The 19,250-nt window shown below is 67.6% G+C and carries 19 protein-coding genes; 14 read left to right on the top strand and 5 right to left on the bottom strand.

What is annotated here, in order from left to right; genetic code table 11:
* Positions 1-2: 2 nt before the first annotated feature.
* Positions 3-557 carry a hypothetical protein gene (locus tag AC07YR_RS11735; RefSeq protein WP_494734023.1) on the bottom strand — a complete coding sequence of 185 codons (555 nt, stop codon included), beginning with the start codon at positions 555-557 and terminating at the stop codon, positions 3-5.
* A gap of 175 nt (positions 558-732) precedes the next feature.
* Here AC07YR_RS11735 and AC07YR_RS11730 point away from each other — a divergent pair, with 175 nt between their 5' ends.
* On the top strand, positions 733-3,180 hold the full coding sequence (locus AC07YR_RS11730) for a phosphoketolase family protein (RefSeq protein WP_494734022.1): 2,448 nt from the start codon (positions 733-735) through the stop codon (positions 3,178-3,180).
* Positions 3,181-3,235: 55 nt separating this feature from the next.
* On the opposite strand, the gene AC07YR_RS11725 is transcribed toward AC07YR_RS11730, so the two are convergent.
* The 3 genes from AC07YR_RS11725 to AC07YR_RS11715 all read right to left on the bottom strand — a co-directional run bounded on the left by AC07YR_RS11725 (position 3,236) and on the right by AC07YR_RS11715 (position 5,981).
* Complete coding sequence (locus AC07YR_RS11725) at positions 3,236-4,000, bottom strand: DUF429 domain-containing protein (RefSeq protein ID WP_494734021.1); 765 nt, start codon at positions 3,998-4,000, stop codon at positions 3,236-3,238.
* A gap of 3 nt (positions 4,001-4,003) precedes the next feature.
* Complete coding sequence (locus AC07YR_RS11720) at positions 4,004-5,344, bottom strand: carboxylesterase family protein (RefSeq protein WP_494734020.1); 1,341 nt, start codon at positions 5,342-5,344, stop codon at positions 4,004-4,006.
* A 145-nt stretch (positions 5,345-5,489) separates the two neighbouring features.
* The gene (locus AC07YR_RS11715) at positions 5,490-5,981 is read right to left on the bottom strand and encodes an inorganic diphosphatase (RefSeq protein WP_055801965.1); all 492 of its coding nucleotides are present in this window, start codon (positions 5,979-5,981) and stop codon (positions 5,490-5,492) included.
* Between the two features lie 160 nt (positions 5,982-6,141).
* On the opposite strand from AC07YR_RS11715, the gene dacB reads away from it, so the two are divergent.
* Positions 6,142-7,605 carry a D-alanyl-D-alanine carboxypeptidase/D-alanyl-D-alanine endopeptidase gene (gene dacB / locus AC07YR_RS11710; protein WP_494734080.1) on the top strand — a complete coding sequence of 488 codons (1,464 nt, stop codon included), beginning with the start codon at positions 6,142-6,144 and terminating at the stop codon, positions 7,603-7,605.
* On the opposite strand, the gene AC07YR_RS11705 is transcribed toward dacB, so the two are convergent.
* Positions 7,602-7,787 carry a hypothetical protein gene (locus AC07YR_RS11705; protein ID WP_494734019.1) on the bottom strand — a complete coding sequence of 62 codons (186 nt, stop codon included), beginning with the start codon at positions 7,785-7,787 and terminating at the stop codon, positions 7,602-7,604. The two genes, dacB and AC07YR_RS11705, sit on opposite strands and share 4 nt — an antisense overlap.
* A 156-nt stretch (positions 7,788-7,943) precedes the next feature.
* Here AC07YR_RS11705 and AC07YR_RS11700 point away from each other — a divergent pair, with 156 nt between their 5' ends.
* From AC07YR_RS11700 to AC07YR_RS11645, 12 genes are all read left to right on the top strand, one after another.
* Complete coding sequence (locus AC07YR_RS11700) at positions 7,944-9,062, top strand: zinc-dependent metalloprotease (protein WP_055801957.1); 1,119 nt, start codon at positions 7,944-7,946, stop codon at positions 9,060-9,062.
* Between the two features lie 69 nt (positions 9,063-9,131).
* Positions 9,132-10,193, top strand: a complete 1,062-nt coding sequence (tilS, locus tag AC07YR_RS11695) for a tRNA lysidine(34) synthetase TilS (RefSeq protein WP_436056321.1) — start codon at positions 9,132-9,134, stop codon at positions 10,191-10,193.
* A 29-nt stretch (positions 10,194-10,222) separates the two neighbouring features.
* Positions 10,223-10,774, top strand: coding sequence for a hypoxanthine phosphoribosyltransferase (gene hpt / locus AC07YR_RS11690; RefSeq protein ID WP_028270320.1), 552 nt, complete (start codon positions 10,223-10,225; stop codon positions 10,772-10,774).
* A 203-nt stretch (positions 10,775-10,977) separates the two neighbouring features.
* Complete coding sequence (ftsH, locus tag AC07YR_RS11685) at positions 10,978-13,047, top strand: ATP-dependent zinc metalloprotease FtsH (protein WP_436056322.1); 2,070 nt, start codon at positions 10,978-10,980, stop codon at positions 13,045-13,047.
* Positions 13,048-13,056: 9 nt separating this feature from the next.
* Positions 13,057-13,701 (top strand): GTP cyclohydrolase I FolE, encoded by a 645-nt coding sequence (gene folE, locus AC07YR_RS11680; RefSeq protein ID WP_436056323.1) that lies wholly within the window; start codon positions 13,057-13,059, stop codon positions 13,699-13,701.
* Between the two features lie 11 nt (positions 13,702-13,712).
* Positions 13,713-14,648, top strand: coding sequence for a dihydropteroate synthase (gene folP, locus AC07YR_RS11675; protein ID WP_436056324.1), 936 nt, complete (start codon positions 13,713-13,715; stop codon positions 14,646-14,648).
* 9 nt (positions 14,649-14,657) lie between these two features.
* Positions 14,658-15,017, top strand: coding sequence for a dihydroneopterin aldolase (gene folB, locus AC07YR_RS11670; RefSeq protein WP_055801946.1), 360 nt, complete (start codon positions 14,658-14,660; stop codon positions 15,015-15,017).
* Positions 15,014-15,568 carry a 2-amino-4-hydroxy-6-hydroxymethyldihydropteridine diphosphokinase gene (gene folK / locus AC07YR_RS11665; RefSeq protein WP_055801943.1) on the top strand — a complete coding sequence of 185 codons (555 nt, stop codon included), beginning with the start codon at positions 15,014-15,016 and terminating at the stop codon, positions 15,566-15,568. The genes folB and folK overlap by 4 nt, the downstream gene beginning before the upstream one ends.
* A gap of 3 nt (positions 15,569-15,571) precedes the next feature.
* Positions 15,572-16,099 carry a DUF3180 domain-containing protein gene (locus AC07YR_RS11660; RefSeq protein ID WP_055801939.1) on the top strand — a complete coding sequence of 176 codons (528 nt, stop codon included), beginning with the start codon at positions 15,572-15,574 and terminating at the stop codon, positions 16,097-16,099.
* The gene (locus AC07YR_RS11655) at positions 16,080-16,592 is read left to right on the top strand and encodes a PH domain-containing protein (RefSeq protein ID WP_436056325.1); all 513 of its coding nucleotides are present in this window, start codon (positions 16,080-16,082) and stop codon (positions 16,590-16,592) included. The genes AC07YR_RS11660 and AC07YR_RS11655 overlap by 20 nt, the downstream gene beginning before the upstream one ends.
* 14 nt (positions 16,593-16,606) lie before the next feature.
* The gene (locus AC07YR_RS11650; RefSeq protein WP_494734018.1) at positions 16,607-18,268 is read left to right on the top strand and encodes a PH domain-containing protein; all 1,662 of its coding nucleotides are present in this window, start codon (positions 16,607-16,609) and stop codon (positions 18,266-18,268) included.
* Complete coding sequence (locus tag AC07YR_RS11645) at positions 18,261-19,250, top strand: Rossmann-like and DUF2520 domain-containing protein (RefSeq protein WP_494734017.1); 990 nt, start codon at positions 18,261-18,263, stop codon at positions 19,248-19,250. Before AC07YR_RS11650 ends, AC07YR_RS11645 begins: the two co-directional genes overlap by 8 nt.

The raw sequence follows: 19,250 nt of genomic DNA, 5'->3' as shown, positions 1-19,250 counted from the left end.
GATCACAGAATACCCGGTGGCCGTCCTTCCGGGCCTACCACTGCACGGACGTCCACGGCCGTGAACTTCGCGTCAAAGGTGTCCCCGCTGCCGCCTCCGAGTGCGGAGGCGAACGCCATCAGCATGTAGGCGGGCGCGAACGACCAGCAGACGGCACGCCAGCCGCCGAGCCAGGCGCCCGACGTCGTGCCGTCCGTGATTCTGACAGAACGCATCCCGGCTGCCGCATCACCCAGGCTGCCAACCGCACCGCAGACCATGCCGTAGCCGAAGAGGACCAGGAACCACACGGCCGCCAAGGCCGCAAAAAACAGCCAGTCGCTGGATAGCAATGCCAGCGACAGCGAGCCCAAGGCAAAATTCTGGACCAAGGAATTCAGCACGACCATCAGGATTCCCGAGACAGCCAAGACTACGAAGGCATCCAGGGCGCGGCCCCAGAAATGCGGCCAGCCCGGCATGGGCACGTAAGAGGCCCCGGAGACGGTGTACCGGCGGACCGGGCGTCCGCTGGCCGGGTCGATCAGTGTGGTGCTTCTTTCATGGACCCTTGCCACGGTGGCTTCCCCTTATTCCAGCGCCGAATCAAAACAGAATGAACTTACCCCGGGACGCGTTGCATCGCGATGGGCAGGACAACCCACCCGCGCATAGGTTGTGCCCGTGCCCCGAAGATGTTGCGATGGGGGAGGACGCTGCCGACGGCGGCATTGACGGAAACGGAGGACCGCCATGGCCGACGCCCTGAGTGGGGACACAGTCAGTGACACCAAGACACACGGTACAAGGACTGAAACAAGGGACAGCAGCGAACTCGGGCTCGTGGACCGCTGGTGGCGGGCGGCGAACTACCTGTCCGTGGGCCAGATCTACCTCCGCTCCAACCCGCTGCTGCGCGAACCCCTCCGTGCGGAGGACGCCAAGTCCAGGCTCCTGGGCCACTGGGGCACCACCCCCGGACTCAACTTCGTCTACGCCCACCTCAACCGGGTCATCCGGCGGGACCGGCAGGAGATGCTGTTCATCGCCGGACCCGGCCACGGCGGCCCCGCCGTGGTGGCCAACGCGTGGCTGGAGGGCACCTACTCGGAGATCTACAGCAACGTGGGCAACGATGAACCGGGGCTTGCTGAACTGTTCCGGCAGTTCTCCTACCCGGGCGGCATCCCCAGCCACGCCGCTCCCGAGACTCCGGGCTCCATCAGCGAAGGCGGCGAACTCGGGTATTCCCTGGCGCACGCGTACGGGTCCGTCTTCGACAATCCGAAGCTGATTACCGCCGTCGTGATCGGTGACGGCGAGGCGGAAACCGGGCCGCTCGCGGCCAGCTGGCACTCGCACAACTTCCTGGACCCCGTGGCTGACGGCGCGGTGCTGCCCATCCTGCACCTGAACGGCTACAAGATCGCCAACCCCACCATCCTGGCCCGGATGCCCGAGGCACAGCTGGAACAGCTGCTGCGCGGCTACGGCCACAAACCGTACTTTGTCACCGTGACGGATCCCGACGACGTCGAACGGGCCCACCGCGACTTCGCCGCTGTCCTGGAAACCTGCCTGGCCGATATCCGCGCCATCCAGGCCGAACGCCGCAACGCCGGCGCCGTGTCGCCAGATGGCGCCGGTGACGACGCCGGGGCCGCCCAGTGGCCCATGATCGTGCTGCGTTCGCCCAAGGGCTGGACCGGCCCCAAGCAGGTGGACGGCAAGCAGGTGGAGGGCACCTGGCGGAGCCATCAGGTGCCGCTGTCCGAGGTCCGCACCAACCCGGAGCACCTGGCCCAGCTCGAACAGTGGCTCCAGTCCTACCGGCCGCGCGAGCTGTTCGACGACGCCGGCCGGCTCCGCCCCGACGTCGCGGAAAACGCTCCTGCCGGGGAACTGCGGATGAGTGCGACGCCGTACGCCAACGGCGGCATACTGCTGCGCGACCTCAAACTGCCGGACTACCGCAAGCACGCGGTCGAAGTGCCCGTGCCGGGGGTGCAGCGGGTCAGCGCCATGATCACCCTCGGCGGCTGGATGCGGGACGTTGTAGCCCAAAACCCGGAGACTTTCCGGCTTTTCGGCCCCGATGAGACCGCGTCCAACCGCCTCCAGGACGTCTACGACGTCACCGACAAAGTCTGGCAGTACCGGATCGACGACGTCGACGAGCACCTTGCGCGGGCCGGCCGCGTCATGGAGGTGCTCAGCGAGCACCTCTGCCAGGGCTGGCTGGAAGGCTACCTCCTGACCGGCCGGCACGGAGTCTTCAGCTGCTACGAGGCCTTCATCCACATCGTCGACTCCATGTTCAACCAGCACGCCAAGTGGCTCAAGGTCCACCGGGAGCTTGCCTGGCGCCAGCCGGTGGCATCGCTGAACTACGTCCTGTCCTCGCACGTGTGGCAGCAGGACCACAACGGTTTCTCACACCAGGACCCGGGTTTCATCGACCACGCCGTTAACAAAAAGGCCGAGGTCATCCGGGTCTACCTGCCGCCGGATGCCAACACGCTGCTCTCCGTGATGGAGCACTGCCTAGGGTCCAGGGACTACGTCAACATCGTGGTCAGCGGAAAGCAGCCCTCACCCACCTGGCTGGGACCGGCTGATGCCGCCCACCACTGCCAGCGGGGACTGGGGATCTGGGAATTCGCCGGATCCGAGGTGCCGGGCGAAGAGCCGGACGTGGTGCTTGCCTGCGCCGGAGACGTTCCCACCGTTGAGACCGTCGCCGCCGCAGAGTTGCTGAAGGAAGGCGCCCCGGGGCTGAAGATCCGAGTGGTCAACGTGGTGGACCTGATGCGGCTTCAGGACGCCAGCGAACACCCCCACGGGCTGAGCTCACGCGACTTCGACGGCATCTTCACGGCGGACAAGCCGATCATCTTCGCCTACCACGGCTACCCGTCCCTGATCCACCGGCTGGCCTACCGGCGCACCAACCAGGAAGGCCTGCACGTCCGCGGCTACAAGGAAGAAGGAACCACGACTACGGCGTTCGACATGGCCATGCTCAACGGGATTGACCGCTTCCAGCTGGCCATCGATGCCATCGACCGGGTTCCCGGACTGGCAGAGCGGCACTCCCTGCTGCGCCAGTCGCTGCAGGACCAGCGCATCCGGGCCCACAACCACACGCGCAGCCACGGCGAGGACATGGAGGAGATCCGCGACTGGACGCTCGGCGGCTAGCCCCGGGCGGGTAGCTCGGCGGATAGCCCGGACCGGTTAGCCCGCAGGGCGCTGGCTACCCGGTCCCGGTCCTGCTCAGGTCAGCCAGCGGGCCGGAGGGCACATGGATCCAGCCTTCGCTGAGGGCCGCGGCGGCATGGGTACCCGGCGGCATCAGAGTCTGGCGGAGGCTCACGGCGCGGGCCGTGAGCGAGGCGATGACGGCGTCGAACATGTCGTCAGAGGCCTCGAGGGCATCACGGTGTCCGGCCAGGTCAAGCCAGGGCGCAGCGGAGGTCAGGCTGTCCAGGATCAGGCCCAGTCGCTCCGCCTCCGCGGTGCCGCGCCCTTTGTAGCCGCGGGCGTGGATTCCCCAGAGTTTCAGCGACGCTGCCGGGTAGACCTCCGCCAGCCGGCCGGAGCCGTCCCTTGCCTGCGGACCGTAATCCAGCGCGATCTTGGCTTGGATGACCGCGCAGCGCATCGCAGGATGGGCCAGCCGGTCCGCGGAGACGCTGAGCGGAATGAGGCCGGTGGCGCCGGTGACGAACCTGTCGGTGTCCCGGTAGGCCAGCAGCCGGCGGCCCGCAATCCCGTCGTGGTCCAGGACCGGATGCGCGTCGAACTTCAGGTGCCCGGCAAGGAAGGGAACGAGGGCGTCTGGCCAGCCCACCGGGCAGTCGATGCCCGTCATGTCGCTGGCGCCGAACAACTCCACGATCTCCTCGTCGGTGACGTCCAGGGAGAGGTGGACCAGCCGCGCACCACCTTGGGTCCATTCGAGCACCGCGGCCGCGGTCTTCCTGGTGGCCGCAGCGAGGTCCACGCCCAGTGTCTTCACGGGTCAGGCGGCACGGTAGCGGAGTGTGCCGGGGAGTTCTCCCCGGCTGTCGAGGCCTTCCCCGGAGGCGAACCGGGCCCAGACGGCGCGGAGGGCACGTCCCTGAGCGTCGATGTCGTCCCAGGTGGCGCCCGCGACAAGGCCGGCCGTGGCCCACGTCTGTTTGTTGCCGAACAGCAGCGGCAGGTCAACGGTGTGGGCGGCCCCAAAGAAGTTTCCGGGCGCGGCCCAGGTGAGCACGTAGCTGTACGCTTTTCCTCCCGCCCGGGCGTGCCGCCGGGCGAACTTCCGGGCGGCCCGGCCATAGACGGCTTCAGTCACGGCCCGGCTGACTGCGTTGACGGCGGCGGTTCCGACCACCGGGATTTTGGCCAGGCGGCCGGCGACGGGGTTTCCCGGCAGGAACATGCGCGCCTCGTCGGCAGTATGGCCGATCAGAACCTCGATTCCGGGTGCGGCCGAGTTCCATGCGGCTTCAATCTCGTGTTCCGGCGGCAGCGGTGCGTGTCCGTACTGGGTGCCGAAGGGCATGGCGGCCTTGAGCCCGAACTTCCGGGCCACCTGAGAAACACGCCCTTCAATGGCAACAACGTCCATCGCGGGGGTGTCTTCGGTGACATGTTCCGCTGCGACACCCATTGCGGCGCTCATTTTCTCCCGGCCCCGGGTGATGCCCAGGGGTGCGCTCTGGATGATGGCGCGCTGGAACAACGAGGAGGCCTCCGGGGTCGCCATCAGGTGGGCGACGGCGTCGCCTCCTGCTGACTGGCCAAAGGCGGTAACGCGTTCCGGATCGCCGCCGAAGGCCCGGATGTTGCGCTGCACCCAGCGGAACGCCTCAAGCTGGTCCAAGAGGCCGAGGTTTCCGGGCCGGCCCGTACCGGTTGCCAGATATCCGAACAGGCCCAGGCGGTATGTCACGGATACAACGATGACCCGGTTCTCGGCGACCAGGGTCTTCGGATCGAAAATGGCCAGGTCGCCGGAGCCCGAGGTGTAGGACCCGCCGTGGAGCCACACCATGACAGGGATGCGCTCGCCGTCGGCAAGGTCGGCCGGGATGGTGATCGAGAGGCGCTGGCAGTCCTCGCTGCCGGGAAGCTCACCGTAGCGGGTTCCGAGGATGTCATCGAGGAACGGCACCGGGCCCTGCGGGCACGCGGGGGAGAGCGAGGTTGCTGCCCGGACCTCGGTCCAGTCAGGTGCACTGGCCGGCGGCTGGAAGCGGCCCGCCGTGGCGTACGGGATGCCCGTGGCGCGCACGACGTCGCCGTCGCGCCAGCCGGTGACCGGCCCGCACGGAGGACTAAAGCGCGGCGGATTAAAGGAAGGCACGGAAGTCACAAGGCAACGATTCCACAGATTGACTGGTGCCGGGCAACAGAAATCCCCGCCTCCCGGACCTTTCCCCCTCGCATGACGCGGGGATTTGTCCGGGGGACGGGGATCCGTGTCGCAGGCCGCACTAACGCGTACCTGCCGGCGGAAATTAGTGGCCGGCGGCCGGAACGTAGCGCTTGATGGAGGCTTCCAGCTCGGCTTCGGCAGCGGCGCGGTCGCCCCAGCCTTCAGCCTTGACCCACTTGCCCGGCTCCAGGTCCTTGTACCGGGTGAAGAAGTGCTCGATTTCCTTGATCAGGTATTCGCTGACGTCGCTGACCTCTTTGATGTGGTCGAAGCGGGCGTCGGTGGGCACGCAGAGGACCTTGGCGTCCCCGCCGCCGTCGTCGGTCATGTTGAACACGCCGATGGGGCGGGCTTCAACGATGACGCCCGGGTGCAGATCGAAGTCCTGCAGGAGCACCAGTGCGTCCAGCGGGTCGCCGTCTTCGCCGAGCGTGTTCTCGAAGAAACCGTAGTGGGTGGGGTACTGCATGGACGTAAACAGGACACGGTCCAGGCGGACGCGGCCGGTCTCGTGATCGACTTCGTACTTGACGCGTGATCCCTTGGGGATCTCGATGGTCACGTCATGCTTCATGGAATGCTCCTCGACTTCAGGGTGTTCGCGGCACACAGAATGACCAGCAAAAGGAGTGTCGGTGCCGCCGACTACTATTGAGGATATAGCGATAGGCCCAGGTTTCATGAACTAGTGGGGACATTTCAGGACTATAAGGACCAGCAGCAGCATGAAACGCATGATGAGCCACGTGGCCAGCCATCCCTGGGCGGCCATCATCAGGCGGCAACTGCCGCTGGCGCTGCTAACCATCCTGATTGTGGCGCTCGCCGTCCCGGCGGCCATGCTAGTCGCCCCCGCCTTCACCGGCCGGGGCCCGGAACCGGAAAGCACTGAGTCCGCTGTTCCCGCCTGGCAGCAGGTTCCCCGGGACCTTTCCCTCCCGCAGGGAATTGCGCCCCTCAAGGACTCGGCCCCCGTGCCCTGGCCGGACACGCTCGGCGCCCAGCTCAACACCACACTGCAGGCCGACGGCGGCGGGTCCTTTACCGGCGTGGTGCAGGACGCCGCCACCGGGCAGGTGCTGTTCGACCGCGGGGGTGCGGAAGCCCGCGTGCCCGCCTCCAACATGAAGCTCCTGACGGCCGCCGCCGCTGTCCGTGCCATCGGGCCGGACCAGCGCTTCAGCACCAAGGTGGTGTCCGGGGCTGAGCCGGGGTCCGTGGTTCTCACCGGCGGCGGCGACGTCCTGCTCGGTGCAGGGGTGTCGTCCCCGGACACCGTGATGGGCCACGCCGGACTGGCCACGCTGGCCCAGCTCACCGTCAAGGCCCTGCAGGAAAGCGGCATCAAGGGTCCGGTGCAGGTACGGCTGGACGATTCCCTGTTCACCGGTCCGGCGCTGAACCCCACGTGGAGCCCGGATGATGTAGCCGCAGGCGAGACCGCGCCCCTGTTCCCGCTCGCCCTCAACTCGGCCAGATACGACCCCGCCGTAACCACCGGACCGCGGCCTCAGGACGCCGCAATGACAGCGGCCGAGGCGTTCTCCGCCCAGCTCACGACGGCGGCCTCCGCCGCCGGGCTGTCCGTCACGCCCGGCGTCGTGCGTGGCCAGGCGCCGGAGGCCGGCAAGGTGCTGGCCGAGGTCAAGTCCGCCACGCTCCGCCAGCAGGTGGACCTGATGCTTCAGACCTCGGACAACTACCTTGCCGAGGTGCTGGGCCGGCTGGCGGCAGTCGCCGCGGGACAACCCGGCAGCAATGACGGCGCCACGGCCACCGTGTTCAAACAGGTGCAGGACCTCGGAATCCCCACGGACGGCCTTCGCGTGGCCGACGTTTCGGGCCTGTCGCTGGGCAACCAGGTGTCGGCCGGGCAACTGGCCGAAATCGTCCGGGCCATCACCTCCGGCACGGAACCCAGCCTGCGCGCAGCCATCGGCGGCTTCCCCGTGGCCGGCCTGACCGGGACCCTGGGCAGCAGGTACACCGACGCATCGACGGAGCGCGGCGCAGGGCTGGTCCGGGCCAAAACCGGCACCCTGAACTCAGTGATTGCCCTGAGCGGCTACGTTGTGGACGCCGACGGGCGCCTCCTGGTGTTCTCCTTTATAGGCAACGGACTGCAGCCGGGCGCGGCGGGCAACAGGACGGCGCTTGACCGTACGGCCTCGGCACTGGCCTCCTGCGGGTGCCGCTAGGCGGCAGCATCTCCTACTCCGAGCATCGCCGCGGAACTCACGCCGGCCTCGGGAGCCGCTTCCGCGGGGGTCCCAAACGCGGCGGTGCCCAGCAGGGCGGACATCACCACGGCGGACAGGACGGACCTCCAGCCGGTGCTCTTCCCCAGGCTCAGCGGCGGGATCGGACGGTACGCAATCATCGGACTCTCCTTGGTGGTGTGGACTTCTGTACCAACTCTGGCCCGGAACATTTGTGTTCCTCTGTTCCGATCCTGTGCCCTGCCTGTGCGTTGAACCCGTTCGCCGGTCAGCGAACTTAAGGCGTAACGGCGGGGTGCTGTGATCTGATGGACGCTATGGAGTCAACTGCAGGCGATTCATCAGCACAGGCCCAGGCACTGATCAACTGGGAGCTCGCAGCGTCAACAGCCGCGCGCCTGGCTCCCGCCGGCCCGGCGCTGGGGTCCGCCGAGATCGGGGCGGCCGTGGAGAACCTGCGCCTTATGGCCGATATCTCCGTGCCGCACGTCCACGACATCACCGGCCTGGAAGCGGCACGGGACCTCCGTGATTCGTCGGTGCTGGTGGTGGACCGTGCCTCCTGGGCCAAGGCCAACACCCAGAGCTTTGCCGTCATGCTGAAACCGGCGATGGAGAAAATGCTCGAAGGCCGCCGCGGAACCATGAGCCCCGGTGCCGCTTCCGTGAGCGGAGCCATCACCGGAAGCCAGCTGGGCGCCGTGCTCGCCTTCCTCTCCAGCAAGGTCCTGGGCCAGTACGATCCCTTCTCGGCGCTCGCCGAGGACTCCACCGCCCCCGCCGCCGGGCGCCTGCTCCTGGTGGCGCCGAACATCGTCCAGGTGGAGCGCGAACTCAACGTTGCCCCCGAGGACTTCCGGCTGTGGGTCTGCCTGCACGAACAGACCCACCGGGTGCAGTTCGCCGCCGCACCGTGGCTCCGCCACCACATGCTCAACGAAATCGACAACCTCAGCGAACACCTGCTGGGCAACGTCGACACCCTCCTCGAGCGCGCATCGGCCGCGGCCCGGTCCCTCAAGGACCGCACGGCCGCCGGAACCGCGCCGGGCCGCGGCGCCATCCTGGACTTGCTGCAGGACCCTGAGGAAAAAGCCTCCCTCTCGCACCTGACTGCCGTGATGAGCCTGCTGGAGGGCCACGCCAACGTGGTGATGGACGCCGTGGATTCCAGCATCGTCCCGTCCGTCAAGACCATCAGGCAACGCTTCAACGCCCGCGGCAAGGACCGCGGCGTCGTGGAGAAATTCATCCGCAGCCTGCTGGGCCTCGATGCCAAGATGCGCCAGTACACGGACGGCGCCAAGTTCGTCCGCGCCGTGGTGGACGTCGCCGGCATGGAGGGCTTCAACCGGGTCTGGGAATCCGCCGGGAACCTGCCCACGGAGCCGGAAATCCATGACGCCAAGCTCTGGCTCGAGCGGATGGGGCTCTAGTTGTCCCAACCCGCAACCGGACGACGGCGTCCCGGCCGGCTGTCGCCCGTCGTCGGCAAGGCGCGCAAAATGTTGCAGAAGGCCCTGGCCGACGTCGGCTACCCCGGCCGGGTGCTCGTCGCCTGCAGCGGCGGCCCGGATTCCCTGGCCCTCGCCGCTGTCGCGTCCTACTTCGGGCGGCGCGGCCATGTTGACGGGCACCCTGTATCGGTGGGCGCCGTCGTCGTGGACCACCAGCTGCAGCCCGGTTCCGCCGGCGTCGCCGCCCATACCGCCGACGTCCTCCGTGACCTGGGGCTCTCTCCCGTGGACATCCGGCGGGTTGACGTCGCGTCCACCGGGATCGGCCCCGAAGCCGCAGCCCGGGACGCCCGCCACGCCGCCCTGGAGGAAGCCGCCGCCCTGGCCGGTGCCGGCGCGATCCTCCTTGGCCACACCCTGGACGACCAGGCGGAACAGGTGCTGCTGGGACTGGCGCGGGGCTCCGGGACACGCTCGCTCGCGGGAATGCGGCCGGTCCGCGGACTCCTGCTCCGGCCTTTCCTGGGCCTCCGCCGCGCCGACACCCTGGAGATCTGCGCCGTCGAAGGCCTGGAGCCGTGGCACGATCCGAGCAATGCCGACCCGTCCTTTGCCCGGTCACGGACGCGCGTGGAGGTCCTTCCGATGCTGGAGGAAAAACTCGGTCCCGGCGTCGCGGAGTCCCTCGCCCGGACGGCAGCCATCCTGCAGCTGGACGCCGACTACCTCGACGACGTGGCGAACAGCACGTTTGAGCAACTGGCCGAGCGGTCCGGCGTCGAAATCAGTCTTCCCGAAACGGCGTTGGGCAAGCTGGCCCCCGCCATCCGGTTCCGGGTGATCGCCAAGGCGGCCGCCGCCGTCGGGGGCCAGCAACCGAGCTACCAGCGGCTGCTCGCCGCGGAAGCGCTCCTGCGCCGGCGGGGTTCCGCCGGTCCCGTGGAACTTCCCGGCGGTGTGAGTGCCTACCGGCTTTCGCTGGCGGAGATCCTCGCCGGCGAAGGGCGGAATCAGCCGGCCGGGGCGCATGATGCTGCCACCGGCGGTCCCCGCGAAGCCGCCCGCTGTGGGAAGCTAGTATTCCGGCTTCACAAGCCGCCCCAAAAATAGTCGCACCCGCATCTACACAGGAGCCATTGGTGGATTCAAACGACGTCCAGGCAGACCTCAAGCACGTTCTCTACACCAAGGATCAGATCCAGCAGCGGATTACCGAGCTCGCTGCAGAGATCGACAAGGACTACGAGGGCCGGGAGCTCCTCATCGTCGGCGTTTTGAAGGGCGCGGTGATGGTCATGGCGGACCTGGCGCGGGCACTTCACAGCCACGTTTCCATGGACTGGATGGCAGTTTCCTCCTACGGTTCCGGGACCCAGTCATCCGGTGTTGTGCGGATCCTGAAGGACCTCGACACGGACCTGATGGGCAAGGATGTGCTGATCGTTGAAGACATCATTGATTCCGGCCTGACGCTGTCCTGGCTCAAGACCAACCTGGAATCCCGCGGCACCGCCTCTGTGGAAATCTGCACCGCCTTCCGCAAGCCCACGGCCGCGAAGGTCCAGATCGACGTCAAGTACGTCGGCTACGACATCCCCAACGAATTCGTTGTGGGCTACGGCCTGGACTACGCCGAGAAATACCGCAACCTGGACTTCGTGGGCACGCTGGCCCCCCACGTCTACGAGTAGGCGCACTCCCCGGGATCCCTCCCGGCCGGCTGGGCCCGAAAAGGCCGCGGCCATGCACCGCTACGCCTAGAGGGAACTTTTGCCCTACACCGTGCGTGATTCACTCCGAACGGTGTATAGCTAGTAGCTGACGCAGCACCACACGCGCGCAGACCAGTCGCCGTGCAGCACTACCAGGAGGGACGGGGCCAGCCCCCGATCAGATGAAAGCTAAGAGTTTCTTCAAGGGCCCGGGCATCTGGATCGTAGTTGTGGTCGGAATGCTCCTGCTGGCCTTTGCCACGCTCGCCCCCGGCGGGGCTACCCGGATCGACACCAAGCCGGGCCTCGAGCTTCTTGCAGACAGCGGCAAGGTGGAACAGGCCAAGATCTTTGATGCGGAAAACCGCGTGGACCTGGTCCTCAAGGACAACCTGGTCATCGACGGACAGGACAAGGGCAAGAACGTCCAGTTCTTCTTCGTCAACGCCCGCGCCGCGGACGTGGTCAAGGCAGTCACCGACGCCAACCCCTCAAGCGGTTTCACTGACCAGCCGATCGAAAACAACTGGTTCTCCGGGCTGTTCTCCCTCCTGATTCCGGTACTGCTGCTGGGCGTCCTCTTCTGGTTCCTGCTCTCCCGCATGCAGGGCGGCGGATCCAAGATCATGCAGTTCGGCAAGTCCAAGGCCAAACTGGTCAACAAGGACATGCCCCAGGTGACGTTCAGCGACGTCGCCGGTGCCGACGAAGCCGTCGAAGAGCTCCAGGAAATCAAGGAATTCCTCCAGGAACCGGCCAAGTTCCAGGCCGTTGGTGCCAAGATCCCCAAGGGCGTGCTGCTCTACGGCCCTCCGGGCACCGGTAAGACCCTGCTGGCCCGCGCCGTCGCCGGTGAAGCGGGAGTGCCGTTCTTCTCCATCTCGGGTTCCGACTTCGTCGAAATGTTCGTCGGCGTGGGTGCGTCACGTGTCCGCGACCTCTTCGAGCAGGCCAAGGCCAGCTCGCCCGCCATCATCTTCGTGGACGAGATCGACGCCGTCGGCCGTCACCGTGGCGCCGGCATCGGCGGCGGCAACGACGAACGCGAGCAGACCCTCAACCAGCTGCTGGTTGAAATGGACGGCTTCGACGTCAAGACCAACGTCATCCTGATCGCCGCCACCAACCGTCCTGACGTGCTGGACCCGGCCCTGCTCCGCCCCGGCCGCTTCGACCGCCAGATCACCGTTGAGGCTCCCGACCTCGTGGGCCGCGACCAGATCCTGCAGGTGCACGCCAAGGGCAAGCCGATGGCTCCCGGTGTCGACCTGAAGGCCGTCGCCAAGAAAACCCCCGGCTACACCGGTGCCGACCTCGCCAACGTCCTCAACGAGGCCGCCCTGCTGACGGCCCGCTCCAACGCCAACCTGATCGACGACCGCGCACTCGACGAAGCCATTGACCGCGTCATGGCCGGACCGCAGAAGCGCAGCCGCGTCATGAAGGAACACGAGCGGAAGATCACCGCGTACCACGAAGGCGGACACGCCCTGGTGGCTGCCGCCCTGCGGAACTCCGCCCCGGTCACCAAGATCACCATCCTGCCGCGCGGCCGCGCCCTGGGCTACACCATGGTGGTCCCGGAGAACGACAAGTACTCCATCACACGCAATGAACTGCTGGACCAGATGGCCTACGCCATGGGCGGCCGCGTGGCCGAGGAAATCGTCTTCCACGATCCGTCCACCGGCGCCTCCAACGACATTGAGAAGGCCACTGGAACGGCCCGCAAGATGGTCACGGAGTTTGGCATGAGCGAACGCGTCGGTGCCGTGCGCCTCGGTCAGGGCGGCGGCGAGCCGTTCCTTGGCCGCGACGCCGGCCACGAGCGCAACTACTCGGACCAGATCGCCTACATCGTGGACGAGGAAGTGCGCCGCCTGATCGACCAGGCCCACGACGAGGCCTACGCGATCCTCACCGAGAACCGCGACATCCTCGATTCCCTGGCCCTTGAGCTCCTCGAGCGGGAAACCCTCAACCAGGCTGAGATTGCGCATGTCTTCCGGGACATCCGCAAACGCGACTTCCGCGAAGTGTGGCTCTCCAAGGAAAGCCGTCCGGTGCAGACCGCCGGCCCCGTTGAGTCCCGGCTGGAGCGGGCCGAGCGTGAGGCCCAGGAGGAAGCCAAGGAAGCCCGCCTGGAAGAGCCGCTGGACGCCCAGCCGCCCCACCCCCAGGGCGTAGCAAGCCAGGAGAACTTCGGCGGCGGTGTTACGGACGTCGGCGCCGACGGACCGCATCACGGCTAAGCTTCTGCTGTGAATCATTTCGACGACAACGACGTTTCCGGCACCGCCAACCCCTCCACTGCAGGCCATTCGCGGCATGGGGGAGGCACGAAGGTGGACCGCCCCAGGATCGAGGCGGCCGTCCGGGAAATCCTGCTGGCCATCGGGGAGGACCCGGACCGCAGCGGGCTGCTTGACACCCCCAAAAGGGTGGCCAAGGCCTACTCGGAGGTCTTTGCCGGCCTCCACCACGACCCCGCGGAAATCCTGGCCACCACCTTCGACCTGGACCACGAGGAGCTGGTCCTGGTCAAGGACATTCCGTTCTACTCCACCTGTGAGCACCACTTGGTGCCGTTCCATGGGGTGGCGCACGTGGGCTACATTCCCTCGCACGACGGCAAAGTTACCGGGCTGAGCAAGCTCGCCAGGCTGGTGGACATGTTCGCCAAGCGCCCGCAGGTGCAGGAACGGCTGACGACCCAGATCGTCGAAGCACTGGTGACGCATTTGAAGCCGCGCGGCGCGATCGTGGTGGTTGAGTGCGAACACCTCTGCATGTCCATGCGCGGCATCCGCAAGCCCGGTGCCAAGACCGTCACCAGTGCCGTGCGCGGTCAACTGCATGACCCGGCCACCCGCGCCGAAGCCATGAGCCTCATACTCGGAAGGTAATAAAACAGACTATGGACTCCCTAGCTGCTGCCCCTGGAACCGGACCCGCAACAAACCCCTTGCCAATCCTGCGTAAACCGCGGCCGGCAGCCAAGTTTGAAGAACTCCCCACGGACCGCACGCTGGTGATGGGCATCCTGAACGTCACCCCGGATTCCTTCAGCGACGGCGGCACGCATCCGACGCCGGACGCCGCCATCGCGGCCGGCCTCCGGATGTTCTACGCCGGTGCCGACATCATCGACATTGGCGGCGAATCCACCCGCCCCGGTGCTGAGGAAGTCAGCCCCGAAGAGGAACAGCGCCGTGTGCTGCCCGTGGTCGAGGCCATGGTCAAGGCCGGCGCCCTGGTCAGCATCGACACCACCCACGCGTCAACGGCAGCCGCTGCCCTCAAGGCCGGCGCCGCCATCATCAACGACGTTTCCGGGCTGACGATGGAGCCGGAGATGGCGGAACTGGCTGCCCGCACCGGCGCCCCGTATGTGCTGACCCACCGCCGCGGCGACGCCAAGACCATGACCTCCCTCACCGACTACGGCAACGTGGCAGAGGAAGTCGCCGCCGAACTGGTGGGCGTGCGCGACAAGCTGTACGCGGCCGGTGTAGCGCCGGAGCAGATCATCGTGGACCCGGGGCTGGGCTTTTCCAAGAACGATGTCCAGAACTGGGAGCTCCTGCGGAACCTGGGACCGCTGGAGGCCCTCGGCCACAGGATTCTCGTGGGAGCTTCGCGCAAGCGCTTCCTTGGCACGCTGCTGACCGTGGCGGGCAAGGCGGCCGCCCCCCAGGAACGGGACCACGCGACCGCCGCCATCACGGCGATCAGCGCCGCCCGCGGCGCATGGGCCGTGCGCGTGCACGACGTCGGACCCAGCCTTGACGCCGTCAAGGTTGCCGCACGGATGTCCGCCGGAACCCTCGGCGACTCCAGACCCGCCAAGTAGGCAGCCACAATGGACACAATCACGCTGAGCGGTGTTACCGCCGTCGGCCATCACGGGGTGTTCGATTTCGAACGCCGCGACGGCCAGCCGTTCATCGTTGATGCGGTGCTGCACCTGGATTTCACCAAGGCGGCCGCCTCGGACGACGTCCTGGATACCGCCCACTACGGTGAGGTGGCCGAACGCATCAAGCACTGGATCACCGGCGAGCCGTTGAACCTGATCGAGGCCCTGGCCGTGCGCATCGCCGAAGACCTGCTGCAGGAATTCCCGCTTGCCGCCGTCGACATCACCGTGCACAAGCCCAAGGCTCCCATCGAGGTTGAGTTCGGCGACGTCTCCGTCAGCGTGCATCGGCGGCGGTCATGAACCCGCCGTACTCAAACAACCCGTACGTTCGGGCCGTCCTGGCCTTGGGCAGCAACCTGGGGGAGCGGAACGACACCCTCTCCAGCGCCGTCGCAGACCTCGTGGACCGGCCCGAAGTGCGGCTGATCGCAGTGTCCCCGGTGGTGCAGACCAAAGCCGTGGGCGGCCCTGAAGGCCAGCCGGATTTCCTGAACATGGTGATCACGGTGGAGACCTCGCTGCCGCCGTCGGAACTGCTGCGTCATTGCCAGGCCGTGGAAAACAAGCACCACAGGGTGCGCGAAGTCCGGTGGGGTCCGCGGACCCTGGACGTGGACATCATTACCTACGGCGATTTGGTGAGTGCGGACCCCGCGCTGACCCTGCCCCATCCGCGTGCCGCGGAGCGCGCATTTGTCCTGTACCCGTGGTCGCTCATCGACCCCGCGGCGGAGCTCAACGGCGTCCGCGTGGGCGAACTGGCGGTCCGCGCCGCTGACTTTCCCGATCTTGCCCCCTTCGACGGTTTCGGGGACTTCGACGGCCTGCCCACCGCGGGAGCAGTGGAGTAGGCCGTGAAACCCGTCAACCCCTTCCTGCTGATCGTCGTCGGGCTGATCCTGGCCATCGCCGGCTGGTTCGCGACCGTCATGACCACCCGCTACGGCCTGGCCACCCCGGTGCTGCCCCAGACCGGGCTGGTGACCATGGGCGTGATCGTGGCGCTCACGCTGGTGCTCGGAATCCGCGTCCTGCGCTGGCGGAACGGCAACAAGAAGAAGATGCTCAACCCCATCCTGGCCGCCTGGACGCTGGTCCTCGCCCAGGCCTGCGCGTACACCGGGGCCGTGCTCCTGGGCTGGCACGCGGGAATCTTCCTGGACCTGCTGCGGCTCTGGAACCTGCGCAGCGACCAGGGAATCACCTGGCTGGCGCTTTCCATGGCCGGCGGCGGACTTGCCATGATCATCGTGGGGCTGGTGGTTGAACGCTTCTGCCGGATTCCGCCCGAAGACGGCGACGCCGACGGCGCGCCGGGAGCACCCGGAAGGGGAGCCCGCAAGCCCAAGGGGGAGGGCGAATATGCGTACCGAGGCGATTGATCCGCCGGGGATCTCCTGGCTCCGCGTTTCACCCAAATACGTGACCGTCCGCCTGGTCGAATGGGCGGTCGGCAACCTCATCGCCGTGGCATTGCTGTCGCTGCCGCTCGTGTTCACCCTGGCGGGCTGGTGGGAGTGGGTTCCGCTCTGGCTGGCCATCACGGTTCCGGCCGTCATGCTGCTGCTCGCCGTCTGGCGGCTGCTGCTGATACCCCGCCAGGTGCGGGCCATCGGGTATGCCGAGCGCGACGACGATCTGCTGATCCGCAACGGCATCTTCTTCCAGCGCACCCTGGTGGTCCCCTACGGCCGGATGCAGTACGTCGACATCGGCGTGGGCCCCGTGGAACGCGCCCTCGGCCTCTGCACGCTGAAGCTGCACACCGCCTCCGCCGGCACCAACGCTGAAATTCCGGGCCTGCCTGCCGATGAGGGGGCGCGGCTCCGCGAGCAGCTTTCCGCCCGGGGCGCTGCACGGCTGGCCGGGCTGTGACCCCAGGCTACGCCGTGACCCCTGAAGGCCCCGTGGCCACTGACGGGGCCGGGCAGGTTTCCGGGAAGCCCGACGGCGAGTGGCTGCGGGTGCATCCTGCGTCGCCGTTCATCCGGGGCTGGGTGGCGCTGGCCGCCATCGGCTTTTTCTTCGGCCGCGACACTTTTGAGAGGCTCCTGCAGGGCCGGCCCCTGATGGATGACATGTATGCCGGGCGCGTGCCGTTCCTGCTCGCCGGCGGCGGCCTGGTCCTGCTGCTGTCCGTACTCGGGTTCATCATGACCTGGTACTTCACCCGCTACCAGGTGGCCGAAGGCTACGTCCGGGTAAACACGGGTTTCCTGTTCAAGCAGCAGCGGCAGGCCAGACTGGACCGCGTGCAGGCCATCGACATCGTGCAGCCCCTCCTGGCCCGGGTCTTCGGCCTTGCCGAGCTCAAGTTCGAGGTTGCCGATGCCGGCGAATCGGCGGTCCGCCTGGCCTACCTCCGGATCGACGACGCCCGCCAGCTGCGGGCCACCATCCTTGCCCGCGCGGCCGGGCTGGAGCCTGACCCCGAGCGGCCCGAAGCAGCCCTGCCGGAGGCTCCGGAATACCCCGTCCTGGCCGTCCCGCCGTCGCGCCTTGTCGGTTCGCTGCTCCTGAGCGAACAGAGTTTCTTCGTGGTGCTGGGCGCGGTGGCGTCCGTGGTGCTCTCAGCCATCACCGACAACCGCAGCTTCTACTTTTATCTGATCCCCGCCGTCCTTGGCCTGGCCGCCGCCTATTGGGGGTCGTTCAACAAGGGCTACAACTTCACCGCCGCCATTTCGCCCGACGGCATCCGGCTCCGGTACGGGCTGCTGGACACCCAGGCGCAGACCCTTCCGCCCGGCAGGATCCAGGCCCTGAAAGTGACGCAGCCGCCGCTGTGGCGGATCTTCGGCTGGTACCGGATGCAGGTGAACGTGGCCGGCTACGGCGGCCCCGGCAGCAACGGCGAAGCCGCCTCACGCACCACGATTCTCCCCGTGGGCGTCCTGGCGGACGTTATGAGGATGCTCGCCCTGGTGCTCCCCGACCCCGGAACAGCAGACCCCGCCCGCGTCTTTGGTGCCGGCCTGAGCGGCCTCGCCCCCGGGGGAACGGTCTCCAAGGGAGGCGTCCCCGCCGGGGAGGCTCCCGCGGCTGGGTCTTCCACCGGAGCGCCCGACGGCGGTTTCGTCACCAGTCCGCAGCGCGTGCGGCTGCTGGCTCCGATGGGCTGGCGCCGCAACGGCTTCGCCGCTACGGACACGGCGCTGCTCATCCGTTCCGGCCGGCTGTGGCGCGAGCTGGTGGTGGTTCCGCACCAGCGCACGCAGTCGATGGCCCTGCACCAAGGACCCCTGGCGCGGCGCTTCCGGGTGGCGGACCTGGTCCTTCACACCACGGCCGGTCCGGTGTCGCCCCGGGTCATCCAGGCCGGGCTGGACGAAGCCCGGGCCCTGTTCGATGCCCAGGCCGCCCGCGCACGGGAAGCCCGCAAGCGCCAGACCAGCGAGCAATGGCTCGCGCAGGTCGCTCCGGCCACGGCGGCTGAGCCTCCGGTGGTCAGGGAGCGGCCGGGGAGCGAAACCCCGTATCTCCACACAACCGATCTCCGGCGTGAACCCGTCGACCTGCAAACCCGCGAGGAAGGCCCGCAACATGGCTAAGCCAGGACGCCTCGGCATCGGAATCATCGGTGCAGGCAAAGTCGGAGCCGTGCTCGGTGCAGCACTCCGCGCAGCCGAGCACGCCGTCGTCGGGGTTTCCGCCGTCTCCGACGCCAGCCGCGAACGCGCCGAAACCCTGCTGCCCGGCGTGCCGGTCCTCGACGTGCAGGACATCGTGGAACGGTCCGAGCTGGTGCTGCTCGCCGTTCCGGACGATGCCCTGGGCGACCTCGTGCAGGGGCTTGCGAAGCTGGGCGCCTGGCAGCCCGGACAAATCGTGGCCCACACCTCCGGCCGCTTCGGCGTTGGCATCCTGCATCCGGTGCGGGCCGCCGGTGCCATCCCGCTCGCGCTGCACCCCGCCATGACCTTCACCGGCATGAGCCTGGACCTCACCCGGCTGCTGGACTGCACCTTCGGAGTCACGGCGGACGCCGCGATGCTGCCCATCGCGCAGGCCCTGGTGGTGGAGATGGGTGCCGAACCGGTGGCCATTGCCGAGGGCGACCGCGCCCAGTACCACGCGGCCCTGGCACACGGCTCGAACCACATGGTCACCCTGGTTGCCCAGGCCTCTCAGCTGCTGCGCGAGGTGGGCGTCGAATTCCCTGAACGGATGCTGGGTCCGCTGCTGCGGGCAACGCTGGAGAACGCGCTTGCCTCCGGCGAGGCCGCCCTGACCGGGCCGGTGGCCCGAGGTGATGCCGGCACGGTTGCCGCGCACGCGGAGGCCCTGCGCGAACACGACGCCGGTGCAGGCGGCGATATTCTCGAGGCATACCTGGCCATGGCGCGGGCCACCGCCCGCCGCGCCGGAAGCCGGGGGCTGCTGAAACCGGACCAGCTGGACGCTATCCGGAAAGCCCTGGCCGGCATAGACGATCTGGATGACGACGGACCGGACAACAGCGGACCGGACAACAGCGGGCCGGACAACGACGGGCCGGACAACGACGGGCCGCAGGCCACTGGAGGTAACTGA

It is taken from the genome of Arthrobacter sp. GW460-12-1-14-TSB2, assembly GCF_059423525.1.
The sequence above is the reverse complement of the archived record's forward strand: the minus strand, read 5'-3'. Positions and strand labels throughout refer to the sequence as shown.